The 21,270-nt window shown below is 45.2% G+C and carries 24 protein-coding genes and 1 pseudogene; 14 read left to right on the forward strand and 11 right to left on the reverse strand.

The features are described from left to right. Positions 1–281: 281 nt before the first annotated feature. A complete protein-coding gene (locus tag L5M28_RS05270; RefSeq protein ID WP_225741049.1) occupies positions 282–1,007 on the forward strand; it encodes a DUF3313 family protein in 726 nt (241 codons plus the stop codon). A 116-nt stretch (positions 1,008–1,123) separates the two neighbouring features. Next, positions 1,124–2,617 (forward strand): patatin-like phospholipase family protein, encoded by a 1,494-nt coding sequence (locus L5M28_RS05275; protein ID WP_263202690.1) that lies wholly within the window; start codon positions 1,124–1,126, stop codon positions 2,615–2,617. On the opposite strand, the pseudogene L5M28_RS05280 reads toward L5M28_RS05275, so the two are convergent. From L5M28_RS05280 to L5M28_RS05305, 6 genes and pseudogenes are all read right to left on the reverse strand, one after another. After that, positions 2,610–3,140: pseudogene (locus L5M28_RS05280) on the reverse strand (DUF3363 domain-containing protein); the annotation flags it as partial. The gene L5M28_RS05275 and the pseudogene L5M28_RS05280 overlap by 8 nt on opposite strands. Then, on the reverse strand, positions 3,085–3,207 hold the full coding sequence (locus L5M28_RS05285) for a hypothetical protein (RefSeq protein ID WP_263202692.1): 123 nt from the start codon (positions 3,205–3,207) through the stop codon (positions 3,085–3,087). The gene L5M28_RS05285 and the pseudogene L5M28_RS05280, both read right to left, overlap by 56 nt. After that, positions 3,204–3,752 (reverse strand): TnsA endonuclease N-terminal domain-containing protein, encoded by a 549-nt coding sequence (locus L5M28_RS05290; RefSeq protein WP_244096581.1) that lies wholly within the window; start codon positions 3,750–3,752, stop codon positions 3,204–3,206. Before L5M28_RS05290 ends, L5M28_RS05285 begins: the two co-directional genes overlap by 4 nt. 274 nt (positions 3,753–4,026) lie before the next feature. Next, the gene (locus L5M28_RS05295; RefSeq protein WP_263202693.1) at positions 4,027–4,458 is read right to left on the reverse strand and encodes a hypothetical protein; all 432 of its coding nucleotides are present in this window, start codon (positions 4,456–4,458) and stop codon (positions 4,027–4,029) included. 503 nt (positions 4,459–4,961) lie between these two features. Next, positions 4,962–5,369: a DUF6884 domain-containing protein gene (locus tag L5M28_RS05300; protein WP_259560945.1), complete on the reverse strand. Its 408-nt coding sequence runs from the start codon at positions 5,367–5,369 to the stop codon at positions 4,962–4,964. A gap of 471 nt (positions 5,370–5,840) precedes the next feature. Next, positions 5,841–7,577, reverse strand: coding sequence for a DUF4942 domain-containing protein (locus tag L5M28_RS05305; RefSeq protein ID WP_259560943.1), 1,737 nt, complete (start codon positions 7,575–7,577; stop codon positions 5,841–5,843). A 733-nt stretch (positions 7,578–8,310) separates the two neighbouring features. Here L5M28_RS05305 and L5M28_RS05310 point away from each other — a divergent pair. Beyond that, positions 8,311–9,090: a hypothetical protein gene (locus tag L5M28_RS05310; RefSeq protein WP_088213021.1), complete on the forward strand. Its 780-nt coding sequence runs from the start codon at positions 8,311–8,313 to the stop codon at positions 9,088–9,090. 243 nt (positions 9,091–9,333) lie between these two features. Beyond that, positions 9,334–9,945, forward strand: a complete 612-nt coding sequence (locus L5M28_RS05315; protein ID WP_218737387.1) for a hypothetical protein — start codon at positions 9,334–9,336, stop codon at positions 9,943–9,945. Between the two features lie 343 nt (positions 9,946–10,288). Here L5M28_RS05315 and L5M28_RS05320 read toward each other — a convergent pair whose 3' ends face one another. The 3 genes from L5M28_RS05320 to L5M28_RS05330 form a co-directional block, all read right to left on the reverse strand. Next, positions 10,289–10,612: a hypothetical protein gene (locus L5M28_RS05320; protein ID WP_088213179.1), complete on the reverse strand. Its 324-nt coding sequence runs from the start codon at positions 10,610–10,612 to the stop codon at positions 10,289–10,291. A gap of 45 nt (positions 10,613–10,657) precedes the next feature. After that, complete coding sequence (locus L5M28_RS05325) at positions 10,658–10,990, reverse strand: hypothetical protein (protein WP_088213178.1); 333 nt, start codon at positions 10,988–10,990, stop codon at positions 10,658–10,660. A gap of 62 nt (positions 10,991–11,052) precedes the next feature. Further along, entirely contained in the window at positions 11,053–14,430 is a 3,378-nt protein-coding gene (locus tag L5M28_RS05330) for a phosphoadenosine phosphosulfate reductase family protein (RefSeq protein ID WP_263202695.1), read from the reverse strand. A gap of 163 nt (positions 14,431–14,593) precedes the next feature. On the opposite strand from L5M28_RS05330, the gene L5M28_RS05335 reads away from it, so the two are divergent. The 10 genes from L5M28_RS05335 (at position 14,594) to L5M28_RS05380 (ending at position 19,525) form a co-directional block, all read left to right on the forward strand. Beyond that, positions 14,594–15,742: a DGQHR domain-containing protein gene (locus L5M28_RS05335; protein WP_011711674.1), complete on the forward strand. Its 1,149-nt coding sequence runs from the start codon at positions 14,594–14,596 to the stop codon at positions 15,740–15,742. Further along, complete coding sequence (locus L5M28_RS05340) at positions 15,739–16,041, forward strand: hypothetical protein (protein ID WP_041413373.1); 303 nt, start codon at positions 15,739–15,741, stop codon at positions 16,039–16,041. The genes L5M28_RS05335 and L5M28_RS05340 overlap by 4 nt, the downstream gene beginning before the upstream one ends. Before the next feature lie 108 nt (positions 16,042–16,149). Next, a complete protein-coding gene (locus L5M28_RS05345) occupies positions 16,150–16,452 on the forward strand; it encodes a hypothetical protein (RefSeq protein ID WP_011711673.1) in 303 nt (100 codons plus the stop codon). Positions 16,453–16,683: 231 nt separating this feature from the next. After that, on the forward strand, positions 16,684–16,920 hold the full coding sequence (locus L5M28_RS05350) for a hypothetical protein (RefSeq protein ID WP_049796112.1): 237 nt from the start codon (positions 16,684–16,686) through the stop codon (positions 16,918–16,920). Positions 16,921–16,963: 43 nt separating this feature from the next. Further along, positions 16,964–17,311, forward strand: a complete 348-nt coding sequence (locus tag L5M28_RS05355; RefSeq protein ID WP_011711672.1) for a hypothetical protein — start codon at positions 16,964–16,966, stop codon at positions 17,309–17,311. 137 nt (positions 17,312–17,448) lie between these two features. Continuing rightward, complete coding sequence (locus tag L5M28_RS05360) at positions 17,449–18,114, forward strand: tyrosine-type recombinase/integrase (protein ID WP_011711671.1); 666 nt, start codon at positions 17,449–17,451, stop codon at positions 18,112–18,114. Between the two features lie 69 nt (positions 18,115–18,183). Then, on the forward strand, positions 18,184–18,372 hold the full coding sequence (locus L5M28_RS05365) for a hypothetical protein (protein WP_041413370.1): 189 nt from the start codon (positions 18,184–18,186) through the stop codon (positions 18,370–18,372). Between the two features lie 80 nt (positions 18,373–18,452). Next, complete coding sequence (locus L5M28_RS05370) at positions 18,453–18,632, forward strand: hypothetical protein (RefSeq protein WP_069453480.1); 180 nt, start codon at positions 18,453–18,455, stop codon at positions 18,630–18,632. Between the two features lie 3 nt (positions 18,633–18,635). Continuing rightward, positions 18,636–19,277 (forward strand): hypothetical protein, encoded by a 642-nt coding sequence (locus L5M28_RS05375; RefSeq protein ID WP_069453481.1) that lies wholly within the window; start codon positions 18,636–18,638, stop codon positions 19,275–19,277. 20 nt (positions 19,278–19,297) lie between these two features. Continuing rightward, entirely contained in the window at positions 19,298–19,525 is a 228-nt protein-coding gene (locus L5M28_RS05380; RefSeq protein WP_069453482.1) for a hypothetical protein, read from the forward strand. A gap of 451 nt (positions 19,526–19,976) precedes the next feature. Here L5M28_RS05380 and L5M28_RS05385 read toward each other — a convergent pair whose 3' ends face one another. Both L5M28_RS05385 and L5M28_RS05390 read right to left on the reverse strand, forming a co-directional pair. After that, positions 19,977–20,786 (reverse strand): ImmA/IrrE family metallo-endopeptidase, encoded by an 810-nt coding sequence (locus L5M28_RS05385; RefSeq protein WP_011711670.1) that lies wholly within the window; start codon positions 20,784–20,786, stop codon positions 19,977–19,979. A gap of 9 nt (positions 20,787–20,795) precedes the next feature. Further along, the gene (locus tag L5M28_RS05390; protein ID WP_011711669.1) at positions 20,796–21,140 is read right to left on the reverse strand and encodes a helix-turn-helix domain-containing protein; all 345 of its coding nucleotides are present in this window, start codon (positions 21,138–21,140) and stop codon (positions 20,796–20,798) included. Positions 21,141–21,270: the final 130 nt, after the last annotated feature.

Below are 21,270 nucleotides of genomic sequence, written 5' to 3' on the forward strand. Positions count from 1 at the left end.
GTGCTTGTGCTGGCACCTGCTGCACAGCCAGACCCGCTTCGTTCATGAATTTGGCCGGAACCTCAACGCGTGATGTCTCCACCCTGTGAGGCGAGTGGCTGCACGCGGCGAGAAGCGTGATCGATAGGAATGCAACAGCAGTAAGGCCGCGGCGGGCGTAGGGATCGGACATGTTGAGCCACTAGGTTGTGAATTGAGGAGGCCGTCTTGACGGGCATAGTTCATGGCGTGTACTATACCGTCCAGACGGTTCAAAAATCAAGCATCTTTGGAGTTTCACCATGGCAACTCGTATGAAATCAAGCCCAGAGGAGTCGCATTCGGCGGACAACGGCGCTGAAGCCCCCTCCATCTCTAAGAAAGCGCAACAAACACGGGAGCGCATCCTTATGAAACGCCCTATTTCATTAATCCATTTTGTGCTGCTGGCAGGCCTCACGGCAACCTTATCTGGCTGTGCTTCAAACGGAATGACTCGATCAGGGTTTCTTGGTGATTACGATGTATTGGGAAAAACGAAGTACGAAAATGTTCTGCTCTTCAAGGCGCCAGGCTTTGAACCCAGTCGTTACCGGGAAATATTAGTCGAGGATGCTCAGGTAGTGACGGCAACTGGACGCATAGGTGGGCTTGAAGCTGAGCAAGTGCGAGAGCTTCTCGATCACGTCAACAGTGAACTGCGACATCTCCAAACTAAGTCCGAAGCTCCCGCATCGTCAGGCCGCATACGTGTGCGTGTGGCAATTACGACCATTGAGACGCCCAATAGAGCAGTCAACACCCTAACGACGTTGCTTGTTGGACCAGTGACAACTGGGGGAGCTAGTTTGGAGTTTGAGGCAGTAGATGAACAAACAGATCGTCGGGTGGCTGCTGCTAGCTGCTTCGAGCACGGCAACGCTCTCGCGGATTTCAAAGGCTCCTACACACTGCTCGGGCATGCAAAGTCTGCAATCACCACCTGCCTTGAACGGATCAATAGCGCTTGGAGAAGTGCTGGCTCGTGAATAGCTGCTATTCCATAACTTCGCGCGGATCGCGAGGAGCCTCATCAAGGGGATTCGTAGGGTGCCGTTCTTGTAACGTCTGCAGCATTCTGGAGTGGCTCTGCTTCGTCGCAAAATTGCCGGCGTTTCTCGTTCTTGTCTATTCGAAACGCTGCGTGGTGCTGCTTGCAGAGGTAAAGCGCCTGGAGGTGTGTAAATTCACACGATGGAGTTTGGCCGGTGTGCTGGCAACGGTAGTTCTGACAGGGTGTTCCACTTACCGTCCTTGGATCAACCCGACACTTTCCGACGCCGCCTTAATGTCTCTCGCCGAGAACGACCAACGCATCAGGCCGTCGGAGGTCAACCAACCGGTGGTTGTAGCGGTGACACTGTCAGGCGGGGGCGCTCGGGCGGCGGCCTTCGGCCTGGGCGTGCTGCGCGAACTCAAGGCCACACGCTTCGCGCTAGAGGGCCAGGAGACCACTCTGTTGGATCAGGTGTTCCTGGTCAGCGGAGTGTCGGGGGGCAGCATCCTTGCCGCGCACTTCGCGGCCTTCGGCGATGCCACGCTGACTCGTTTCGAGCCGGATTTTCTGCTTGTGCCTTTTGAGGGGCGACTCATACGTGAAGCTCTGGGGCCTGAGCGTCTTTATAGACTAACTTCACCTTGGTTTGGGCGCAGCCAGATCCTGGCTCAACGCTTGGACGAACTTTTTGAAGGCCGCACCTTTGGTGACGTGCGCCGACGACCGGGCGCGCCCGAACTGATGATCACGGCAACCGACCTCACGACCGGTGCCCCTTTCGATTTCACCACCGAGCAATTCCGGCTAATCTGTTCCGACCTCGATGCAACGCCGCTGTCTTTCGCGGTGGCGGCCTCGTCGGCAGTACCGCTGGTGCTGTCGCCCGTAACGGTGCGAAACAACGCCAATACCTGTCCGCCGCCTCTCCGATCTTTGCCTGTCAGAGGGCAAAATTACAGATCACGCATCCTGCAAAGCGGCATAGACAGCTACCTCAATGCGCACGATCGGCCCTATATCCACCTCGTGGACGGTGGTGTCTCCGACAACCTCGGCGTACGTCTGATGCTAGACCGGCTAGTAGCTTCGGGCTCAATGAGCGCCAATTTCTCGGAGGTCAAGCCCGGAAGCTTGCGCCGACTCGTGTTGGTGACGGTGAACTCCGAACGAGGACTGAGCGAGAGAGTGGACAGTAGCGACCGAGTTCCCAGCACGACGCAAGTACTTGAGTCGCTGATCTTCGGTGCCGGCGCTCGCGAGACCCAGGTGACGCTGGCCATGCTTAACGACGACCTGCAACACTGGCGTTCCGAGATTGTCCGCACCCGTGGCCAAGCGGACAGCCCCTTTGCGGCCGACGCAGAAATCTACGTAGTAAGCGTAAGTCTGAACGACGTGCCGGACGACAAGATCCGGCATTCGCTGCTGCGCGTGCCCACAGCCTTCACGATCGAGGCTACGGATGTCTTGGACCTGCAAACTGCGGGAGGCGAAGCACTGAGGCAATCCAAGGAGTTTATGGCATTGATTGAATCTCTAAGAAGAATCACAGCAGCCAAGCAGACTGCGCCTGGTACTCAGCTTCCCTTGATATCTAACTGATACCGATACTGGGCTTTCGTCCAAGTTCCCAAGAGGCACTTCCGCCGATAACCTTTGCGGCAAGCTGTTGTCCCAGTCGCGGCTCAATTACCGGCCGCCACGGCACAAGGCTGAACCCCATGCCGTCATCGAGCATCGCGTAGCGCCCGCTGGCGAGCATAATGGAACGCCGGTAGATACCGGCTACGCGCTGCCCGTCGGCCACCGGGCGATGCTCTAGGCCGGTTTCCGCCGCAATGTCTTTCGCGGCCTGCACTAGTTCCCGATTGCGTAGCGTGCCCAGCAGGTTGCGCGCGAGGATGACGCGCTGCCCGCGGCGCTGTGCCAGCCCCTGTTCTTCGAGGAAATCGGCTCGCTGCTGTATGGCCTGCTTGGTATCACCGCCAAAGCCCAAGTTGCCCAGCCCACGGCCACCGCCGATCAGTTGCTGGTCAAGCCAAGTCGCGCCGATGACGCGGGCCTGCCGTTCAATAGGAAGGTGTGATTTCAGCTCTACGGCTACATCGCCCAGCCGTTGCGCGTCGTTGAATAGGGGTATCGGGCTGCTTGACTAATTCAGACTCACTGAACTCATCCTCGAAGTCCATCATTCAATGCACCATACCGCGGGGTTACAATCGAGATCATCTTGTTTTAAGTTAACCTTAATCAATCCTTTATGTATAAGAGAATACAGATGTGAGCGGGTTTCCCCTAGTGTTAATGATTGCTTTGTTGCCACATCGTTAACACTAATTTTCCCTGTTTTTTTTATAAGATTGAGCAGTTCAACTTGAATGTCGCTCAAGCCGTAAACTCCCGAATATCGATGCAAAATTTTAAGATTATTTAGAATCGGGTTTACACGGATTTGACGTTCAGTAACCAATATAAGATCTGCACCTAAAGACTGAGCAGCCGCCTTCTTTGCTAGAAATTTAGCCCTAAAGATTGGATCGAATGTTTTACTATAAGGTTTGTATTCGTGGAACTTTACCGTCCCATCGATAAAGTGAACTATCGTATCAGGTGTATAGGGCAATCTTTTGCCCTCAAAATAGTAATAAAACCCTTCAGGCTGGCTACCAAACATCTCTATACAATCATTGTATTCATGATGAAAGCACGCATCAAATTCCAATGAACTTTCACACATTATCGTTTCGCTTACTTTTGCGCTAGCGAATTTAAATACGTTTTTGTTCGGTGATGGTTTGCGTAAGCTTCTTATATACATGAGTATAATTCGAACGAATAGTGTACATTTAGTGTACTGGCATGCAGTTTTTTGTCAATCTATGGGTTATTAATTGTTCAACATACTAATATTAAAGAAAATAGCTTTTGTAACATGATTACAAAAGCCATTTTTATGTCATTGAATGAGTTAAATTTGTCAGACTATGGGTACATTATGTCAATGTATGGGTTCAGCGACATTTTGATAGCTGTTGGCTCACCACCTTCCAGACCAGTGGATTGCTTTGCAAGGCACTAACAATCTTATTCAGCATAGGGATGGCCCCTTGAAGAAGAGCTAATTCAACCGAGTTAATCGGTTCGAAGTCGCCAGACTTGATAGCCTCGATGTCCTCGACGTAGAAATTGGCACCATCCTCAATACCGTTACCTTGGCCAAGGTTAATGCCGTAGGTGAACACGATGGGGGCATGGTCGCTATCGGTCAGCACCTCGGCATTGACCATGACTGCGAGTTCCAGTTTAACCAGCGGGTTAGGCGTATCGACGTAAAAGCTGTATTCCTGATAGTAGCTATCCGCGTCGCCGTTGTCCTCTAGGAACGGCAGGGGAGCTAACAAACTGGTCGCTTGGTCAAGGTAAATACTTGGGCTAATTTGCATCTTATTTCTCTCAGTTATTAATGTAAGATCATCATTGCATAGGTTCAATTTCTGGCAAATTTTGAGTAAATTCTACAGGATTTTAATATTACAAACTTGCTTCAATCATGCCGTAACGGGCATTGCTTCACCGCTAAGGCCAAACCGTTTAATCCCCGCGCTAATGCTATACCTGCTCCATTGCTTGCCGTTTGTATCCCAGAAAGCGACGCAGCCGGAGGGTGAGCACTCTATAAACGCAATCTCGCATGGCTCGGCAAATGTGGCATCCTGACACGCACCAGCAAGTCAAGGGCGCACCCAACCCCCAACGCTAACGACATGATGCAGTTCTTGCATTGGGGGAGAATCGGTAAACGTCCTCACAACCGTTTGGAGCAATCTTGAGCGCTGCCTAGCTAAATCAATTTCATTTACGAGAAGCCTCTTTAACTGGCCACGCTGACTTAATATCCCGCCTGTAGCTGGGACGATTTGGCTAAATCTGCCAGTTGCTTGATCAGCTAACTCAGAAAAGGCCTTTTGATACCGTTTTGGTAGCATGAGGTATAGAGGGCATCGTAGTTCATGGATTGGATATGGCGCTGGGCTTTGCTAACCAGAACTTTGTTAGCGCCTAACGTCGATACCCGTTCATCAGTCATTACCTGTTCGTAGGGCTCAATCAGCTCCGATGCGTGGATTAACCCATGCTTGGCGCTAAGGAAAAATAGGTTAAAAACCTGCGATAACTCTACTTGTGACCATTGCTTCACGATACTCAGATACCCCGTGCCTTGGTAAAAATCAAAGGCGAGGGCGTGGTGGGGCAGCTTCTTCTCACTACAGAGCAAAATTAGCGTCGGCTTCAACGAAACCAGCTCTTGCTGTAACGCATAGAATTGGCCTGCAACCGCTTGAGTAGTCCACAATAATTCTATTAAAAATCACTCCCCAAATGATTCATACCAAAGTCATGATCAAAGTCGTGACCGCTATCGATGCCTGAATGAGTCAAGTCAGCTCCTAAAGGATTACCTGCCACATCCAAAGCGCCGTTCAGCGTAAGCAACCCTGTAGCTGGATTGATAAGATAATCATGGTAAGCGCCCGTTCTACGATTAAAACCAGCCTAATCATCACATCCATATTGGTATTGATTAGCCACACATGGGATCGTACTTGGGATGATATTAAGCGGTGCTGCACGAGGAATTGCCGCAGGTAATGGGTTACCTTTGTTGAGCAAAACAATTAGGCCCGCGACGAACCCAAACACACCTATAACCAAATATGCAGCAAACATAGTCACCTCTAACAACTGAATTTCTTATCTGAGTAAAGGATCTCACAAATGCAAAACGGCGCAAAAATTGTACTTTGCGCCGTCTGAATAGGAGGGATTAAGCCGCCATCAAAAGGTTTTGATAGTTATGCGTTAACGATAACGAATGGCCAAACATTTCAGTAACTTCCACGACCTGAGATGCTGGAACCTCCATTTCATCCGCCGCTTCTTCTGCGCTACGAACCCAGCCAAACAACTTACCAGCCACTACATTTAACTTTAGCGCCAACTTAGGGTTCATCTTAATATGTAGGTTACCGTTAAGGTACGCACGAACTGAGAACAGTACCTCGCTAGAGCCGTTAGATTGTATGTATCTAAAATCGTGGGCTTTGTTGCTGGCCCATTTGAACTCATAAGCCTTTGGTGTGCCGCGTGTATCGAAACCAAGATTACCAGCGATGGTGACCAAATCAGTGATAAATTCGATTGCACGACAAGACAGACCGCATTGGTTGTAATAGCTGTTATAGTCGTAACCATTAACGATGCCGCCTACATTTTCCATTACACAGCGGTAGTCCAATTTGAAATGGGAGATGTGACCATTCTTGACCAGCTCACGATATCGCCAGCCGTCGTATTTGAAGGTGCGTTGGTTCGAAACATAATTCACCACGTTTGCCGCTTGGCACATAGATAGGTAGAAATCCTTGAACTGATCATCTTGAAGAGCATCAGCATGTTTTATTGCCCATTGAGCTATCGCATAGGCGTTTTCGGCAGTGAAATCGACGCTTACATGACGCTCCAATAGCTCTAGTAACGCTTTGCGATTAGATGATGTCAGGCGAGAAGTCAGCGCATCAAATTTAGAGAATAATTCCTTCCAAAACAGACTCTTGAGGCTCTTGATTTTGAGCTTGAGACTTTCCAGAACCGAAGATTTAGATACTTCCAGTTCTCTCAGTAAATCAGGGTCAATTTCAGCGAGTGCGGAATAAGTACCCATTAGCTTGGCCATCTGGTGATCGTAAAGCGATTGCATAGCCTTAACCATGTCACCACCTGGCACCAATTCATTGAGCTTTTGTTGAGTAGAATCGGATGGCCCTCTGAATTTTGCAGAATAATCACTTTCAGCCAAATCTAGGTCAAAGTTAGCGTCAAAGAACGCTTTGAAGGGGTCTACCTTGCATTGACGATGGTTTTTATACCCTAAATTCACCCGAATAATGTCAACCGGCACTGAATGACGGGTTTCGCGATCACAATCATTTTGGAAATCGAATGTGCCAATGACCTCAGCTTCGGCTTCACGTACTTTAATCGCGTTTTCAATATCTCGACTGCCAGACCAACGCTGTGGCAATACCAGATAGCACACCTCGGCATTAGCCTCAGTGATGACGCGGGTTGCCCATTGCTCAAAGGCAGAATAAGGAGGGTTACAGAAAATGACGCCAACTGGCTTATCAACAAGGGTTTGTTGATTAAAGTCAGTGCCAATAACCAGCACTTTTTTATCGAGCTGGCTGCAATGGACTAGGCTCTTTTCAATGGCGTACAGGTTGTAAAATGGTGGGCTCATTTCGCCGCGACGATCTTCAAGTGGCATGTTAAGGGCGCTTAAAACTCGGCCATCTCCGGCGCCAATATCAAGCAAGGATGACTCTCTGTTGTAAGACTCTAAGAACTTAGACTCAACCAAGTCGCGTCGAACTACATCAATGATATGCTCAGACGAAGGATACCACTCAAAATCCTGCTCTTCCGCCTTCAAGTGCCTTACACGTTGTGCGGTTGAAAAGTTTAACTCACCTTGTTCGGCTAACATGACGGAATGAGACATTTGGAACACCCTCTTAAGTTTCGATGTTCAAACTATCTCACGCTTTAAAAATCACGCAAATTTTGACATTAATATAGTGTCACCATACTAAATATTTATGGTTTAGTGTGTCCCACGCACTAATCAATCATGAAAAATCACGGTTAACGCCTGACAAACATACAAGGTCCGAGTCAAATGGGGTTATACTCGGCAAAGCGAGCGCAAAATCATCCATCCCACCCAGTTTAATATAGTGACACCACACTAATGCATCATGGCACCAACGCCACGCAAACCCTTCAGTATTGTTTAGTATAATGACATCACACTAATATGGTTTTCGGCTGGTGGGTACTCGTGTCCGATAACTGTAATTATCGGACGCGAGTAAAAACAGACGGGCAGGGGCAAGCATTGACTCCGCGGGTGTACTGGAATCGATTGCTGAGCTTCAGATCCCACATCATGAAACAGAGAGCGCTTATTGTCTTTTAGCTGTATTGAAAAGACGAATCTAATAAAAAAGTAATAAATCAGTGACGGAACAGAAAAATGCTTAATTATAAGGAACATCGTCAAGAACTATTGACCGTAACTATTTATTTTGGCATCTTAGCACTGGGATTCAGCAACCATTTCCATGCCACGCGGACAAAAGCTGTAGTGTTAAATAACGTCTAATCATGCATACATGCATTGACTGACGTGAGTGGCGCGTCAGTTAAATCCAATTATTATGGAGTATGTATTCATGCATCAAAATATATTAAAAGTACGCAGAAAATTTCTTTCTCAAGCAATTAATTATACTGTCGGAGAAAAAATTGTTAGCGGCAGAGTTGCTGCTGATATTTACGCACAAATTCTTGGGTTTGATAATAATAACACCCTAAATTATTTGCTTGGTCAGAACGATTTTAGAGCTAGAATGCTGGTTGAAAATGATTGGAATTATAACAATCAAAGAGCATTCAAAGTTATATCACAGCATATTCCAAATTTAACTTCTAGCATGTTATACGCCATAGAACAAATGTCGAAGCCTTGGTATACAAATGATTTAGAATGGCGCCCTACGCTTATTTCACTATTGAAAGGCGTAGAACATGTTGAGTATTTACGCTTTCGAAATAAATATGACTTATGTGACGGTTTATCATATCTTTTCATTTATCTAGCAAGCGACCAAGCCTATAATAACAAAGCAAAAAATAGAATTTACATGATTTGCTGCCTACTTAGTGATCTTATTGAGTCTGGGAGAATATCAGCGATAAGATGGTCTGATATTGCTGCTCTATATAATGAAGAACATTTCGATTTAATGGTTGAGTGGGTATTACACTCACGCGAAAAACGTATTCGAGATATAGAGTTGTTAGAGCGATTTGAAAATTATGCGTTCAAAGATTTTTCGAATTTCAGCACAAATAGTATCGGAGTAGAACCGTTCCAAAATCTTTTCCGTGAATTAGGTGTTGATATTGATAATTTATGCTTACCACATTATTTAGAGATAGATTGGGTTTGAGTCGAAATTCGTATCACCTTGGCAAAGTATGACAGCAATGTATATTAATGGAGATGGGGATGATTTTGATGACCGATTTAAATTTCTAGTCCCAAATAAGGAGGATCTTGACTTTTCTGGACAACATTCATAGAGAATTGTAAACGTTTAGGGTTTGCATTTGTTTGAAGCGTCAATAGTGCAATTTAACCAACTGCAAAATTGGTTGAAAATTATCATACGAAGCTGAGTACGAGAAAAATTATGAAAAAATTTATAGAAGATACACTTTTGATGTTGCTAGGTGCTCTTATCACGATGCTGATCATAGGGCTAGGTGAGCTACCTACATTAAGTTTTGAAACACTCATTCAGCTTTCGTTAGCAGTGGGTCTGGGATTCTTTATCCGCTTTGTGGTTAACAAAACACGTAAGCCAAAGCTTGTTCTGAATAAATTGGATAGTATTTCTGAGTGGGGGGAGTTGTCGAAATATGAGGATTACCAAAACCAGCATCCACCGTTTGATCTGAATAAATTGGATATTTATTTTGAGCCGAGTGAGATGGTGAAATATGCTGTTAAGTTTGAAGATACAACAATTAACCCCGATAGAGGCAATAATGGAAAAACCTCATTAGGGTTGCCGATTGAGTTACTACCGCCAGAATTGGAAATATATGAAAAGCAATTTTTCGATAAATCATGCAAACATCTATCGGGAGTTCTTGTTGATTTTAATACTGCCCTTAAGTTGCGTTACATTGCTGGAATGAATGGAACTAACGCAATGATCCGTGACTGCAAAGAAAGTTATTGGCAGGATAAGATAACGTTAAGCGGTACGCTAGCCTATACGCCTTCAAGTGATTGTTAGGGAAAAAATATGTATCAAAGTAAATTGGTTACTTGCGTCATTCGTTGTTCATAGATTGGTTTGCAACAAAGCAAATGGAAGCTAAGCAACGTGTATATGTCCCATACGAGACATTCATAATTTCGTTAGGCGCTTACAAACAAGTGCATATTAAACTGGATATTAGTACGAGTATCTGAATTGCAATTGACACACCGACAGAGGAATTGGCAGGTGATTTTGTTCACTATTTTAATGCCTGATATGAATAATTGACGTTAAGGGGCAAGCAGCCCCTTAAACAAAGAGTTTATCTAATATCCCTGTTATTGATTGCTGTATTTAAACGGTTAGTTGGTTAGCTTTAATCAGAAGTCTCAGTAATAGCCTTAATAATATTAATCGCCCCGACAATTATCATTATCATCGTTATTATGAGACCGAAAGGCGCCAATTCATGCGTTATCAAAAGGAAAGCTATCGGCAAAACCATCCCTAGCAGTATTAAGGCTAAACCGTTTTTAACCTTGGGGTGATTTTCTTTACCTTTAATGGAGTTTTTGAAAGTGTAAATCATACCCAATATCGCTAATGGGTACGCCATTGCCGACCAATTTAGATCCGCCATTGCATAAACTGCTAGAACAATCATCAAAATAGACAGAGTGCCTAACGTCTTTTCTACCATTTCACCCCCTAAGCTGTTGTTAATCCAGCATAGCAAGTCCCTGAATTAATTGAATAGGGCTTTGAGGATATTTTTAATTTTATCGGGTATTGGGCGACTGGTGCAGTCCAATAGCGCGTCTAAATCCAACGCCTGAGTAAAGCGTTTATTCGACCACGAATCGCCATACATTGATTCGGCCCAAGTGAGAGCCTGAGCCAGCGAGTGAAATTGGCGCCTTCCGGTGTAGCCTAAGCGGTGATCTACAGTCACGCCTACAAAGTGGATGCGGTAACTTGGAGGGATGCGGTTCGCTAGCCGGATAAAGGGCGTTTGCCATACTTGCGGCTTTTCCGCCAAACGTGGATTGAGAGGGTCTTTAAAATCGAATCTGGGCATGGCAAGGCTCCTGTTTAATTAAATACAGGATCTCACCAAGTCCAAATCACGCAAATTTTGCCTTACGCTGCCTTCTGCTTCAATGCCGCCAAGCGTGCCCCCAGAGTCATCTTGTTAGCTGCCTGCGGCATTGCTAGGCGCAGTACTCGTTGTAACGATTGGTTAAGTGACTCAATAAAGCTCAAGTTCTCTTCCATTGTTTCTAACGCTTTTCCCAGCAACAATTTGAAGTTGTCAGGGTTTGGCTTCCACCACTCCAAAATGGATTGGTCGTACACGTCGGCTGGCACCAGGGAGCCGACGGCGACCTTGTACTCTTCCCGCGTTAAGCCTTTACATAATTGCTGTTTGAGCGTTGATATAGCGTCGCTCCAATCATGGGTTGCTCGGTTAATTTCAGCGACAATCAAATTCAACGACTTGGCCATGAGTCTGCTGACATTGAGGTAGTCGCTCGGATGCTCTTTGAGTTGAACTAGCTGAGCAGGCGATAGCAGCTGTTTCAGTAAATCATCAATCTGGGTCACGCCGCCGAACATCAGTGCCAGCCACAATTTAGACACTCCAGCTTTCTGGGTTACCCCTACGTCTGAGGTATCAAATCTTATATGGAGTAAATGGCTATTAAGACCATCTATCATTTCCCTTACTGCCCAACCTGCTTCCTGAATAACGCGCTCGATATTAAGTCCTAGGCGCTCTACTGTGTCATCGTTGGTTAGGGCGGTTTTAACCCCGTGGCGCTGGGCATTTCGCTCCGCTCTAATGATATTAAGGATTTCTGTCTTATCCCTGCGATGCTGGGTCATATCGATGGCGCGGGGATGGTTCGCAACATCGATGTAAGGCATAGACTGAAAGCTGAACATTCCGAGCTGCTGAAATATCTGTGTGCGCTTTAAAATGGCTTGCAGCTGGCCCCAATAGCTCGTTTTAATGGTGATCACGCCTTCAGCTAACAAGGTTTCAGCCACATGGGTGCCACAGTAGCGCCGCACATCAATTGCTTTGTAGCCGTAGCTGTGGCGGTTCCGCCAAAAATAGGCCATAAAGTCCCTGTGAAGCTGCAAGGCGCGTCTTGGGCCATCAATGGCATACCATTTCTCAAGCGACAATTCGGATAGCTGAATGTTTTCTACCGTGGCAGCTGGGTCAAATGACAGGTCTTCGTGGGTCGCGATAGCCTGCTGAGTAAAGCCAGAGAAGTTAGGCACTAACAAAGAAGAAGTCTGTTGGTGTGCCTCATGTAATCTGCAGTCCAATTTTGGTTTGTAAAACACCATCCTAGAATTGCCCTTCTCAATACCCTGTTTGCTGATTTTAACGACACGGCGGGAGAACTGGTTTGCGCTTTCGGTCTTACGAGCTTCCGGCCTGTAGCCTGTCAGTAGACTAATGCTTTGCAGATACGGAATATTCAGCGATTGTCGTTGTTTTCCACCAAGCGCACTAGATAATGAGTCCGTAAACGCCTTACAGAGATTTTCGCAGCCGGTGTGATGGTCTTCTGGGCCGTATTGCTCACACAACGTATTCTGCACACCACAAACCCTGCTATCTATCTGCTGCTGAATTGACGGTAGCAGCAATGCTTTGGCTACCTCGTTGACCGTCCGGCCATTTACCTTAACGCTTATCCCTTCGGCGCGATAGGCAAATCGGTATTGATTAAGGCCTGCCTTAGTCAATAACCAGCATTCTTTGACATTGGACAAAGTGGTTTTCTGACCTTCCGGCACGAACTCAAAATTAATCGCATACTCCACCACGATATCGCCATTATGCTGAGCAAAGCGCGAGATGGTGCAGTTACGGTCTTCGTCGTAAACGTCTGACATATCATGCGGCCGCGTCCACAAGTCCAACAGGTTAACCGGATGTTTTGCAAAATCCTCTGCAACCTCAGATTTGAGGATGGGCATCATTACCGCCTCGGGTAAGGTTTGATTTACCTGAGTGCTGGTATCGTCCATTTCAGAGTTGAGTTTGGGGTAAGGGATCCAGCCGTGGCCAGATTCTAATTGCTTGAAAATTGCGTAAGGACGGAATGGCGCGGCCCCGATACCGTCAATGCTCCAGCGAAAAGATAATAGCAGGCTTTGTGCTTCGTCAAATAGGTAATTCAAGCTCTTGGGGTCTTGAGCCCACTCGCGGTACATTTCCAAAAATAATCGCTTGGTCTTAGGTGGGATATTAGGGTCGTTGGCGATGTCGCGATACCCTTCATGCTCGATTTCTCGACCGTTAGCAACAAGCTCTGCGAACTCCTTAGCAATCCGAATGCTATCCAATGTCAGCTGGGCGGCGTAACGCACCATCTTCTCTAAATACTTGGGTTTAAGGGTGTTTGGCTGTAGCGCGACGCGATTGTAAGTGACCGGATCGTAAGCTCGAGCATGAAGGGCTCTGGCGTCCATATCATTGCTTAAACGCCAAAGGTAATCCCTCACTCGAAGTGCATTTTCACTGCCTAACGCATTCCAGCGGGGTAATTTTGAAAGTCCTGTAGCTGAATTATCGGTTTTACCAACAAGGGTGCAGGTCACGCAGCCAAACCGTGCCTTACCCCCACAACCACTGTTTTTCTGCCCCACAATGATGTCGCAAACCTCATTTGAGCCATTGCCATAAAGCTCTAACAGAAGACCGAAGTTAGTCAGGTAAGTATCGATGACGATACCTGGGACTCGTTTAATGGGATTGCTACCGGCTATCCGAAGCAGGTCAAATACCTGTTCAGTTTCCCAGTGTTTAATCGGCGCCAGCTTATACATTTTGGAGCCAGCGGCTTCTACCTGTGCCATATCAGCCAGAATTGAGCCTGCCGTAATCAAGCTAAGCCCCTGCTTCTTCATGTTGCCTGCGCGGTGATGACTTTCGGCAATGCGACTGCCTACACAGCTAACCAGTTTGTAGCAGCTGCATTCACTGTACTTTTTAATCGCTTGCTTAATGTAGCGCTCGGACGGGTCTATTTTGAGAATAATGCTGCAATCTTGGTGACGTGTAACCGAAGGCACCAGTTTTTGCCCCCCAGTATACTTGATAAAATACTGGTCATTGATTGGCGGCTGAATAATGTCGTAGCAGAGATTAATCCCAATTTGCTTTCCAAACTCCAGTAATCGCTTACGGACATAATGGACGTACATTTTAAGCGCGATGGCTTCAGCCCCCGTATCCACGGTGACGACGAGTAATGGTCTCGATGGCTCGACTAAGCCAGCCTGAATGGATTGGCGATAGGCTTCGACTGCCATTAACACCACGACTGAACTGTCTTTCCCTGAGAGCCCACAATGCAACACCACCGGCTCACTTTCAATGAGTGTGCGAAGCGCAGAAACACCTTGGTTGAATTGCTCATAGACTACTTTTAAATTTTCTTGGTCTTGTGCATCGAACTGGAAAATGTCTACGAGCTGTTGGGGGTTGTTCATTGTGAATGTCGCCTTGATCAGAGATGACTAGATGATCTCGCACATCGCAATTCACGCAAATTTCCGCTTTAAAGCCCCAGAAATAACCCATTCAATCAGCAAAATTTGCCAGATCTCGGGTTCGTGAAATCATGTCTCTATCAATTTCGATGGAGCTAAACCGATGGCCACAACAGAACATCAATCAACACTTTTGCCACTGACACTTTTCAAGGCTAAAGAAGGCCTAAGCAATAAAGCCGGAGTCACGATATACGAAGGCGTGATTACTTTCGAAGAGCTCGCCAAGCACTTTCCCGTAGAGGCCAACAGTGACGTTTTAAGCGAGCAACTGAAACGCCAGCGGGATGTGGACTCAGGTCGTGTTAACGCCCTAAAGCGGTACTGGCAGGAAACCGACGCGGCAGTATTCCCGAATATGACTTTCTTCTGTAATGAGTTGACCGTCTTAGAAGAAATGAAGATAGGTAATCGGTCCGTGGTCACTGCGGAACTTCCTGCAACGGCTGACAGATTTATTGCTGACGGCCAAGGCCGAGCCACTTTTATTAAATGGCTGTTAGCCCAATACAAAGATCATTTTAATGATTTCACCGTCAGCTTTAAGCTCATTCATATCGCTGACGAATCTCTTACCACTCCGTTTGCGACAAAGCTAATACGCCAATTATTCAGTGATTACCATGTATCACTAAAAAAACCAAATAAATCAATTAGTCACCACTTTAACAGCCGTACACCGTTTGCTGCGTTATGTCATGAATTGCTTGAAATGGAAATTAGCCAAGGCAAACGACTCAAAGACCGAATAGGGCTGCACGGTAAAATCAATTGTGGAACAATGTGGAAATTCGACCAATTCAAAGCGATGGTTCTGAAGTTCATAGGAGTCTCAGCTTCTACAGCTGACAAATCATTAGCTGACGCAGAGCACTTTGAAGTCACGCTAGGAATTTGCCGGGATTTTCTGAAGGAAGCAATCTCCAAATTCCCAGTAAACATGCTCGATGGCCAAGACTACAAATCTCAGCATGAGGCCGCCATGTTTACGAAAGTAGTGTTCACCAATGGCTTAGGTCTACTTGGTAGATCAATATTTGATGCAATTGTGGTGAACGGCACGGGGGATGACTCTTTCAGTGTGTTCCAAAATCTGAATCTACCCATTGCAGATAAAGCGGATAAATTTTGGATAAAGCACAGCGTAGTCACTCACGAAGACCACAAGATAGTTCGCGGTAGCGATAAACGAATTGGCGCTCTACTGTGTCAACACCTGAAGGTATTTCCTACGTTGGAGCTAATGGCATGATCGTCGACCTGAAAGATTATCGCTGTCCAAATGCGCAAGTGGCACTAACAAGAGTGCTTGAAGCATTTGAAATCTGCAGCACCAACGAGCTAACAATCATCACAATTGAGCCCTCTCTAGAGCGAGCACTGGTCCATAGGATTGAACACATGAGCTATACGATGTTGATAACCCAGGCAACATCGCGAGATATCACAGATGAGATTGTGACCGCTTGGGGTGTGGATGTTGACGAAGATGATATTTCAGATGTTGACCAACAACATACACTTGTTGTTACTAAGCAAAGAACGGTTTAGATGTATTTTAGGGTATAAATTTTTTCAATTGGTTGCTAATCAATAATCAGCGCGGTATATATCCTTAATGCGGCATTGTGTTTCTTTTATTTTTAGTCGAGGTATGGGATGGGTATTGGTTCGGATTTGATGGTCGAGTTCGGCGAGGAAGAGCACGAAGATAACATTAGACATGAGATTGCATACAGAGCTGCCGTCTATGTCTTGTTTAATGGCTCTGACAGATTAGCAGCTATTCAAGCTGCGACTGGGCATGTTCTAGCACAGCATGAAGCTATTGCTAATCAAGAATATGCAGAGGATGAAGATGTAATTACTTTTTATGATCCTCGCCTTAATGATAGCCCTGTGCCTTTTCAATATCAGGCACAGATATCAGCTATTCAAGCAGAATTGATTAATTTGATTTAAGTTGCCTCAAAGTAGTTAATTATCATAATAAGCGCCCTTCGGGCGTTTTTTGCTTTCCGTGACGTTCTGGCCATCGGCTAAAGGCCACGGAAACGATGGAAAATGCAAAAGTTTAAAAATATCGCTTGCCTCAGTATGACAATTGTCATACACTATGTTTAAGGTTAGTGCGTCGTGCGTTAACCATCGGAGAGCCGAAGCGCATAAGCGGGTGAGGCGAAGGAAAGTATCATGGCAAATCTATCAATCAAATCTCGTAAAACTGGTGAAACTTTTAACTTCTGGATGCCGTTAGACGGAGGATATATTCGTCTTGAATCCCAAGGTCGCAGCGGGACTTTAGGCAGACAAATTTGTGTGGGCGGTGGCTTCATGGGTAACACACTTTCCGCACGTTCTGAGGCCAGCTTTGAAAAGCAATGTCGTAGCTGGTATCGCGCTTACATGCGCAATCAATCAAATATCTAACATCAAATTTATTAAGCCCTGTAATACAGGGCTTTGGAGTCTTATGAGCCAATTACCGCGCAATCCGAGTTTTACCCCGTCCCCAAAATTAAGGGCAAACCTTGAGGAAAGGAGAGAAGGGACGACCGAGCGCCTAAATCAGATTTGGGATCGCTACGAATATTTGCAACTCCAAGCGGGGATTCACTTAGAGTCAGCAGAAAAGCAAGTGTTGTTAAATGTGCTTTCTGGCTCATTTATCGAGCCGTCTTTTATCGAGCATTTGGCGCATGAGATCATAGATTCTGATGATTACATCGAGGGAATAGATGCTGCCAAGACGCTCTACGAAAAAGTTAAAAACGCCACTTATGCTGAATTGTTAGCTACCGTAGAGCGGCTTGGATACTGAACAAGTCCTCCAAAACTAGCGCCCTTCGGGGCGCTTTTGCTTTCCGTGAAAGGCTTACGGAATACCGTGTTAAACTGATTAGGCAGTGAAAAAATCCTATTGTCTGCATATCCCCAAATAAAGAGGAAATACAGACAATGAGCCGCGCTGACGCACTAACACCTGCCCAAATCAATCGAGTCCTGAAAACCTGCCAACTCATGCAGCATAGCGAAGGTAAACGCTGTGCTGTTGTACTTTCTCACGCCGCTATGCGCGTGACTGAGATTGCACTACTCAAAACTGAACACATCCTTTTTGCCAATGGCAAAATCAAAGAAGAAATCCACCTACCAGCCAGCATTTGTAAGATGTTGAAACCAAGAACCGTTTGGCTTACAAACAAAACATCGATGGAGATTATTCAGCAATGGATTGATCACCGCTTAGTTAAAAAGTGGGGCGTATCTGGCCGCGCTGACTTCCAAGGATTAATACCCGAGTCACGGTTTCTGTATACAGTTCGTGGTGCTCCTTACTCGATACAGCCGAAACCAAGGAAGCTCGAATCAGGAGAGGTACGAGAGTATTGGGCTTGTGACTCGCTAGAGCAGGCTATGAGGGAGATCTACAGGAAATGCGGATTACCCTTGGCATCCTCACATTCAGGCCGTAAATCGCTTTCTACGAATGCAGTAGTCAATGGCGTCCCGATTGAAACAGTAGCGCGAATACTAGGCCACGCCAGCCCTGAAACTACTATCGACTATGTTGTTATTCAACCAAAGCGAATCGAAGAAATGTGCGGTCTTGATTGGGTTTAACTTGTTGCCATTTATGAGCGAATAGCGCACACTGTAAAGTTGTTAGTTTCGTAAAATTTTGAGGAATTTATGGCGGAATCCGCAGATAAAGAGGCTTTTTCGGCATATTGCCGCGCTCAAGTTGGACTTGATGCAAAAGAGGTGGCAGATCTTGCCAAAGTACCCCGCCGCACGTTCTATGATTGGTGGGCAACTCGACGTACTGCTGTTGAATTGATCGTAGATGGTATTAAACATCGCAATAGCAAAAATGTGTGAATATCGCACATTACTTGTTGACTTGTGAGCGGTATTCGCTCACAATAAGCTAAGTTGAGTAATTGTGCTGAGGCTACAAAATGAGTATAAGAGAAGTATTAGATTATTTTTCTGCTGCTGTTAGAAAGCGTTGGGATAATGCTTGTTACTCAGTAGCTTGTGATATAGAAGCTAACAAACATTATGGCGACAAAGACTCCTTAGTTTTCCAAGCAAAACTATTTATCAAGACCTTCTTTAAAATCAAACGGAAAGTCTAAAAAATGACTGTAATTGTATCGGCTCCGTCTTATTTCAAATTTATCACGCAAGATTGTAATGTGTTTTTTAATCGCCAGTGGGATGAGAAGCGAAAAGCATTAATGCTTAATTTGACTTGGATTGATGACTTAGAAAACAAGCTCGACGAGAAATTTAGTCGCGACTACGAAAGTGATGATTTTCCATGCTACGATCTTTGGCCGCGAATTTGGTTTAACACATTCAATCAGTGCTCTAGGGACTCACACATCGAAGCGAAAGAGTACCTAAGTAAATTTCAATACTTCAAGATTGAAAATTGCGAGTTGTACCTAGATGACGATAAAGAAGAAGTGTATTTCTCAACACCACACTACGATCATGGCTCTATTGTTAAGATGATGGCAACTGACGATTATGACTCTGCTTTAACTGCGGCTTACGCCTATCTGAACGAGTATCGAGAATGGGAGATTCAACACAAAGCTAATTGGGAACATGCAAATTTGCTTTCTATGACAAACAATTCTGCGGATCATGATTCGCTTGTTGGTACGTTGCAAGAATGTGATGGTTGCAGTGCGTATACAACGATAGTTAGAGAAGACTTAAACGGCAATGTTTTTTGTCAAGCGTGTTCCTTTGGCGATGTGACACATCGTTAATTAATCGCGGAAAATCACGAATGGAAGAAAAACATCATTACCATGTATTTTATATTGGTTTGTCAAATCAGACAGGTCAGCAAGTTCAATGCACAGTGACTATCCTGAGTGTAATGCCAATTCAGTATCAATCTGATTTAAATGACATAAAAGCGTACATTGAGACAAATTACAATGTGAGTGATGTGGCTATTGTTAATTGGATGCCCCTTCTTGGGTTGGAACGTGCAGAATCTAAGTGCAATTAAAACTAACGGAATTTAAAGAGTAATTCGTGTCGCTGAAACCAAACCATGACATAGCAGCATACCTAGGAACAAGTACTTAGCTAAAACATATAACCATACATTGACATAAAATGTACTCATAGTCTGACAAATAGGAGCAACTATAAAATAACTAAAGTGAGAAACTGTAATTTTACTACGAATGTCTATTAAACCTTAGCAAAATCACTTTGGGACAATTCTGAGTTAAAGTCTTAACTCTAATTCGTCAATTTCAGATAAAAATTTCTATGGGGATAATACCCTCTTAAAGTAATAGAAAAACAAACTCCTAAATGGGTATCTTTGAGATCCCAATCAATACTATGTACCGTATTGAAATTTTAACCTTACAGTCGTTTACGACTCAGAGAAAACCAAGTTTGTTGCTATGACTATGTAACTGGCCTATTAGGTTTGCAAACCGCAAAAATTAGATGTCAACTTCTTCCAGGCAGTCATCATCGTAACTAAGTAATGTATAAATAAACCCGTCTTTGAGTACAATTGAGCTTGCATATAACTCCAGTAACTTCATGCCATCTCGCTCTGGTGTAACCCAATCTATCGGGTCTACAACGTCAAAGTCACTAGGAAATGCCTCTTGGCTGACATTTGTACAAGAATCCAATTGCTCTGAGGATAGGTTAGTTTGGTTTATATAAAAATTAAAATGCTTTGTAGGAACAAAACGCTTAAATTGCTTGTTTTGGTGGATTACCATCGCCACAGGCGCTTTCTCAAGCCATGATAGTCTTCTAAAAACAGCCTCCAAAGAGGTGTCGCATAGATCGGATATTTGTTTGATGTTATGCCAGTTTACGTCGCCATCAGTCAAAGACTTAACCAATCGCTTTGGCATTAGTAGCCCAGATGCAAAGCCATTAGCTTGGCGTTCGAGCGGATCTTTAAAATAATCTCCAAGCTCAGAGTTGCCACACGCAAAATCTTGAGAGGAGCCTTGCATTATGTGCATACAAACGTGGCCTGCTTCATGTGCCGCAGTGAAATTTAGCCGCCGAGAATCTGGAATATTGCTATTAATAATAATTCCAGCCCCATCTTGACTACCGATTGCCTTACCTAAAAACTGATCGGATACAAATGCATGGAATTCCATTCTGATAGGAAAGCTTTCGTCTGAAACGGCATTAATAAATTGAATTACTTTGATCGGTAACTGATCAAAACCCAGATCTTCAAGTAAAGATTCGGCCTCCATTGCTCCTTTTTGTTCTTCCATACCAACTCCTTACTTCTTGGTGAAGCGTTCCATCATTTCTCGCAATATACGCTGATCCTGTTCTGGCAGCTTATCAAGTTCTCCCCATTTTCGGTAGAACTCAATCGTTTTATCTCCAGAATCTTCTGGTGCATCTTCTCCTGTTATTTCATAAGGTTTAACACCCAATGCCGAAGCGATTTTCCTCAGCACAACAATAGTTGGCATTCGGCCTTCGTCCTTTTCGATCATGCTCAGTGCTGCCGCTGTTATCCCAGCTTCGCTAGCGAGCCTTGCCTGTGTCCAGCCAAGTAATTCTCGCATGTGCTTTATGTTTTTGCTGATAAGTGCGGCTTGCTGAAGTTTGTCAGCCATAAAATAACCCTCCGTTAATTTTTATATTAACAGCAGTTGATCTATTTAGCTAGAAGGCGTATGTTTGTAAACGATGGTTAATAAATTAACTTCTGTTAATAACCAGCGAGAGCGACATAGGTGTAGGTGC

It is taken from the genome of Shewanella sp. SW32 (assembly GCF_025653365.1).
GTDB classification, from domain to species: Bacteria; Pseudomonadota; Gammaproteobacteria; order Enterobacterales; family Shewanellaceae; genus Shewanella; species Shewanella oncorhynchi.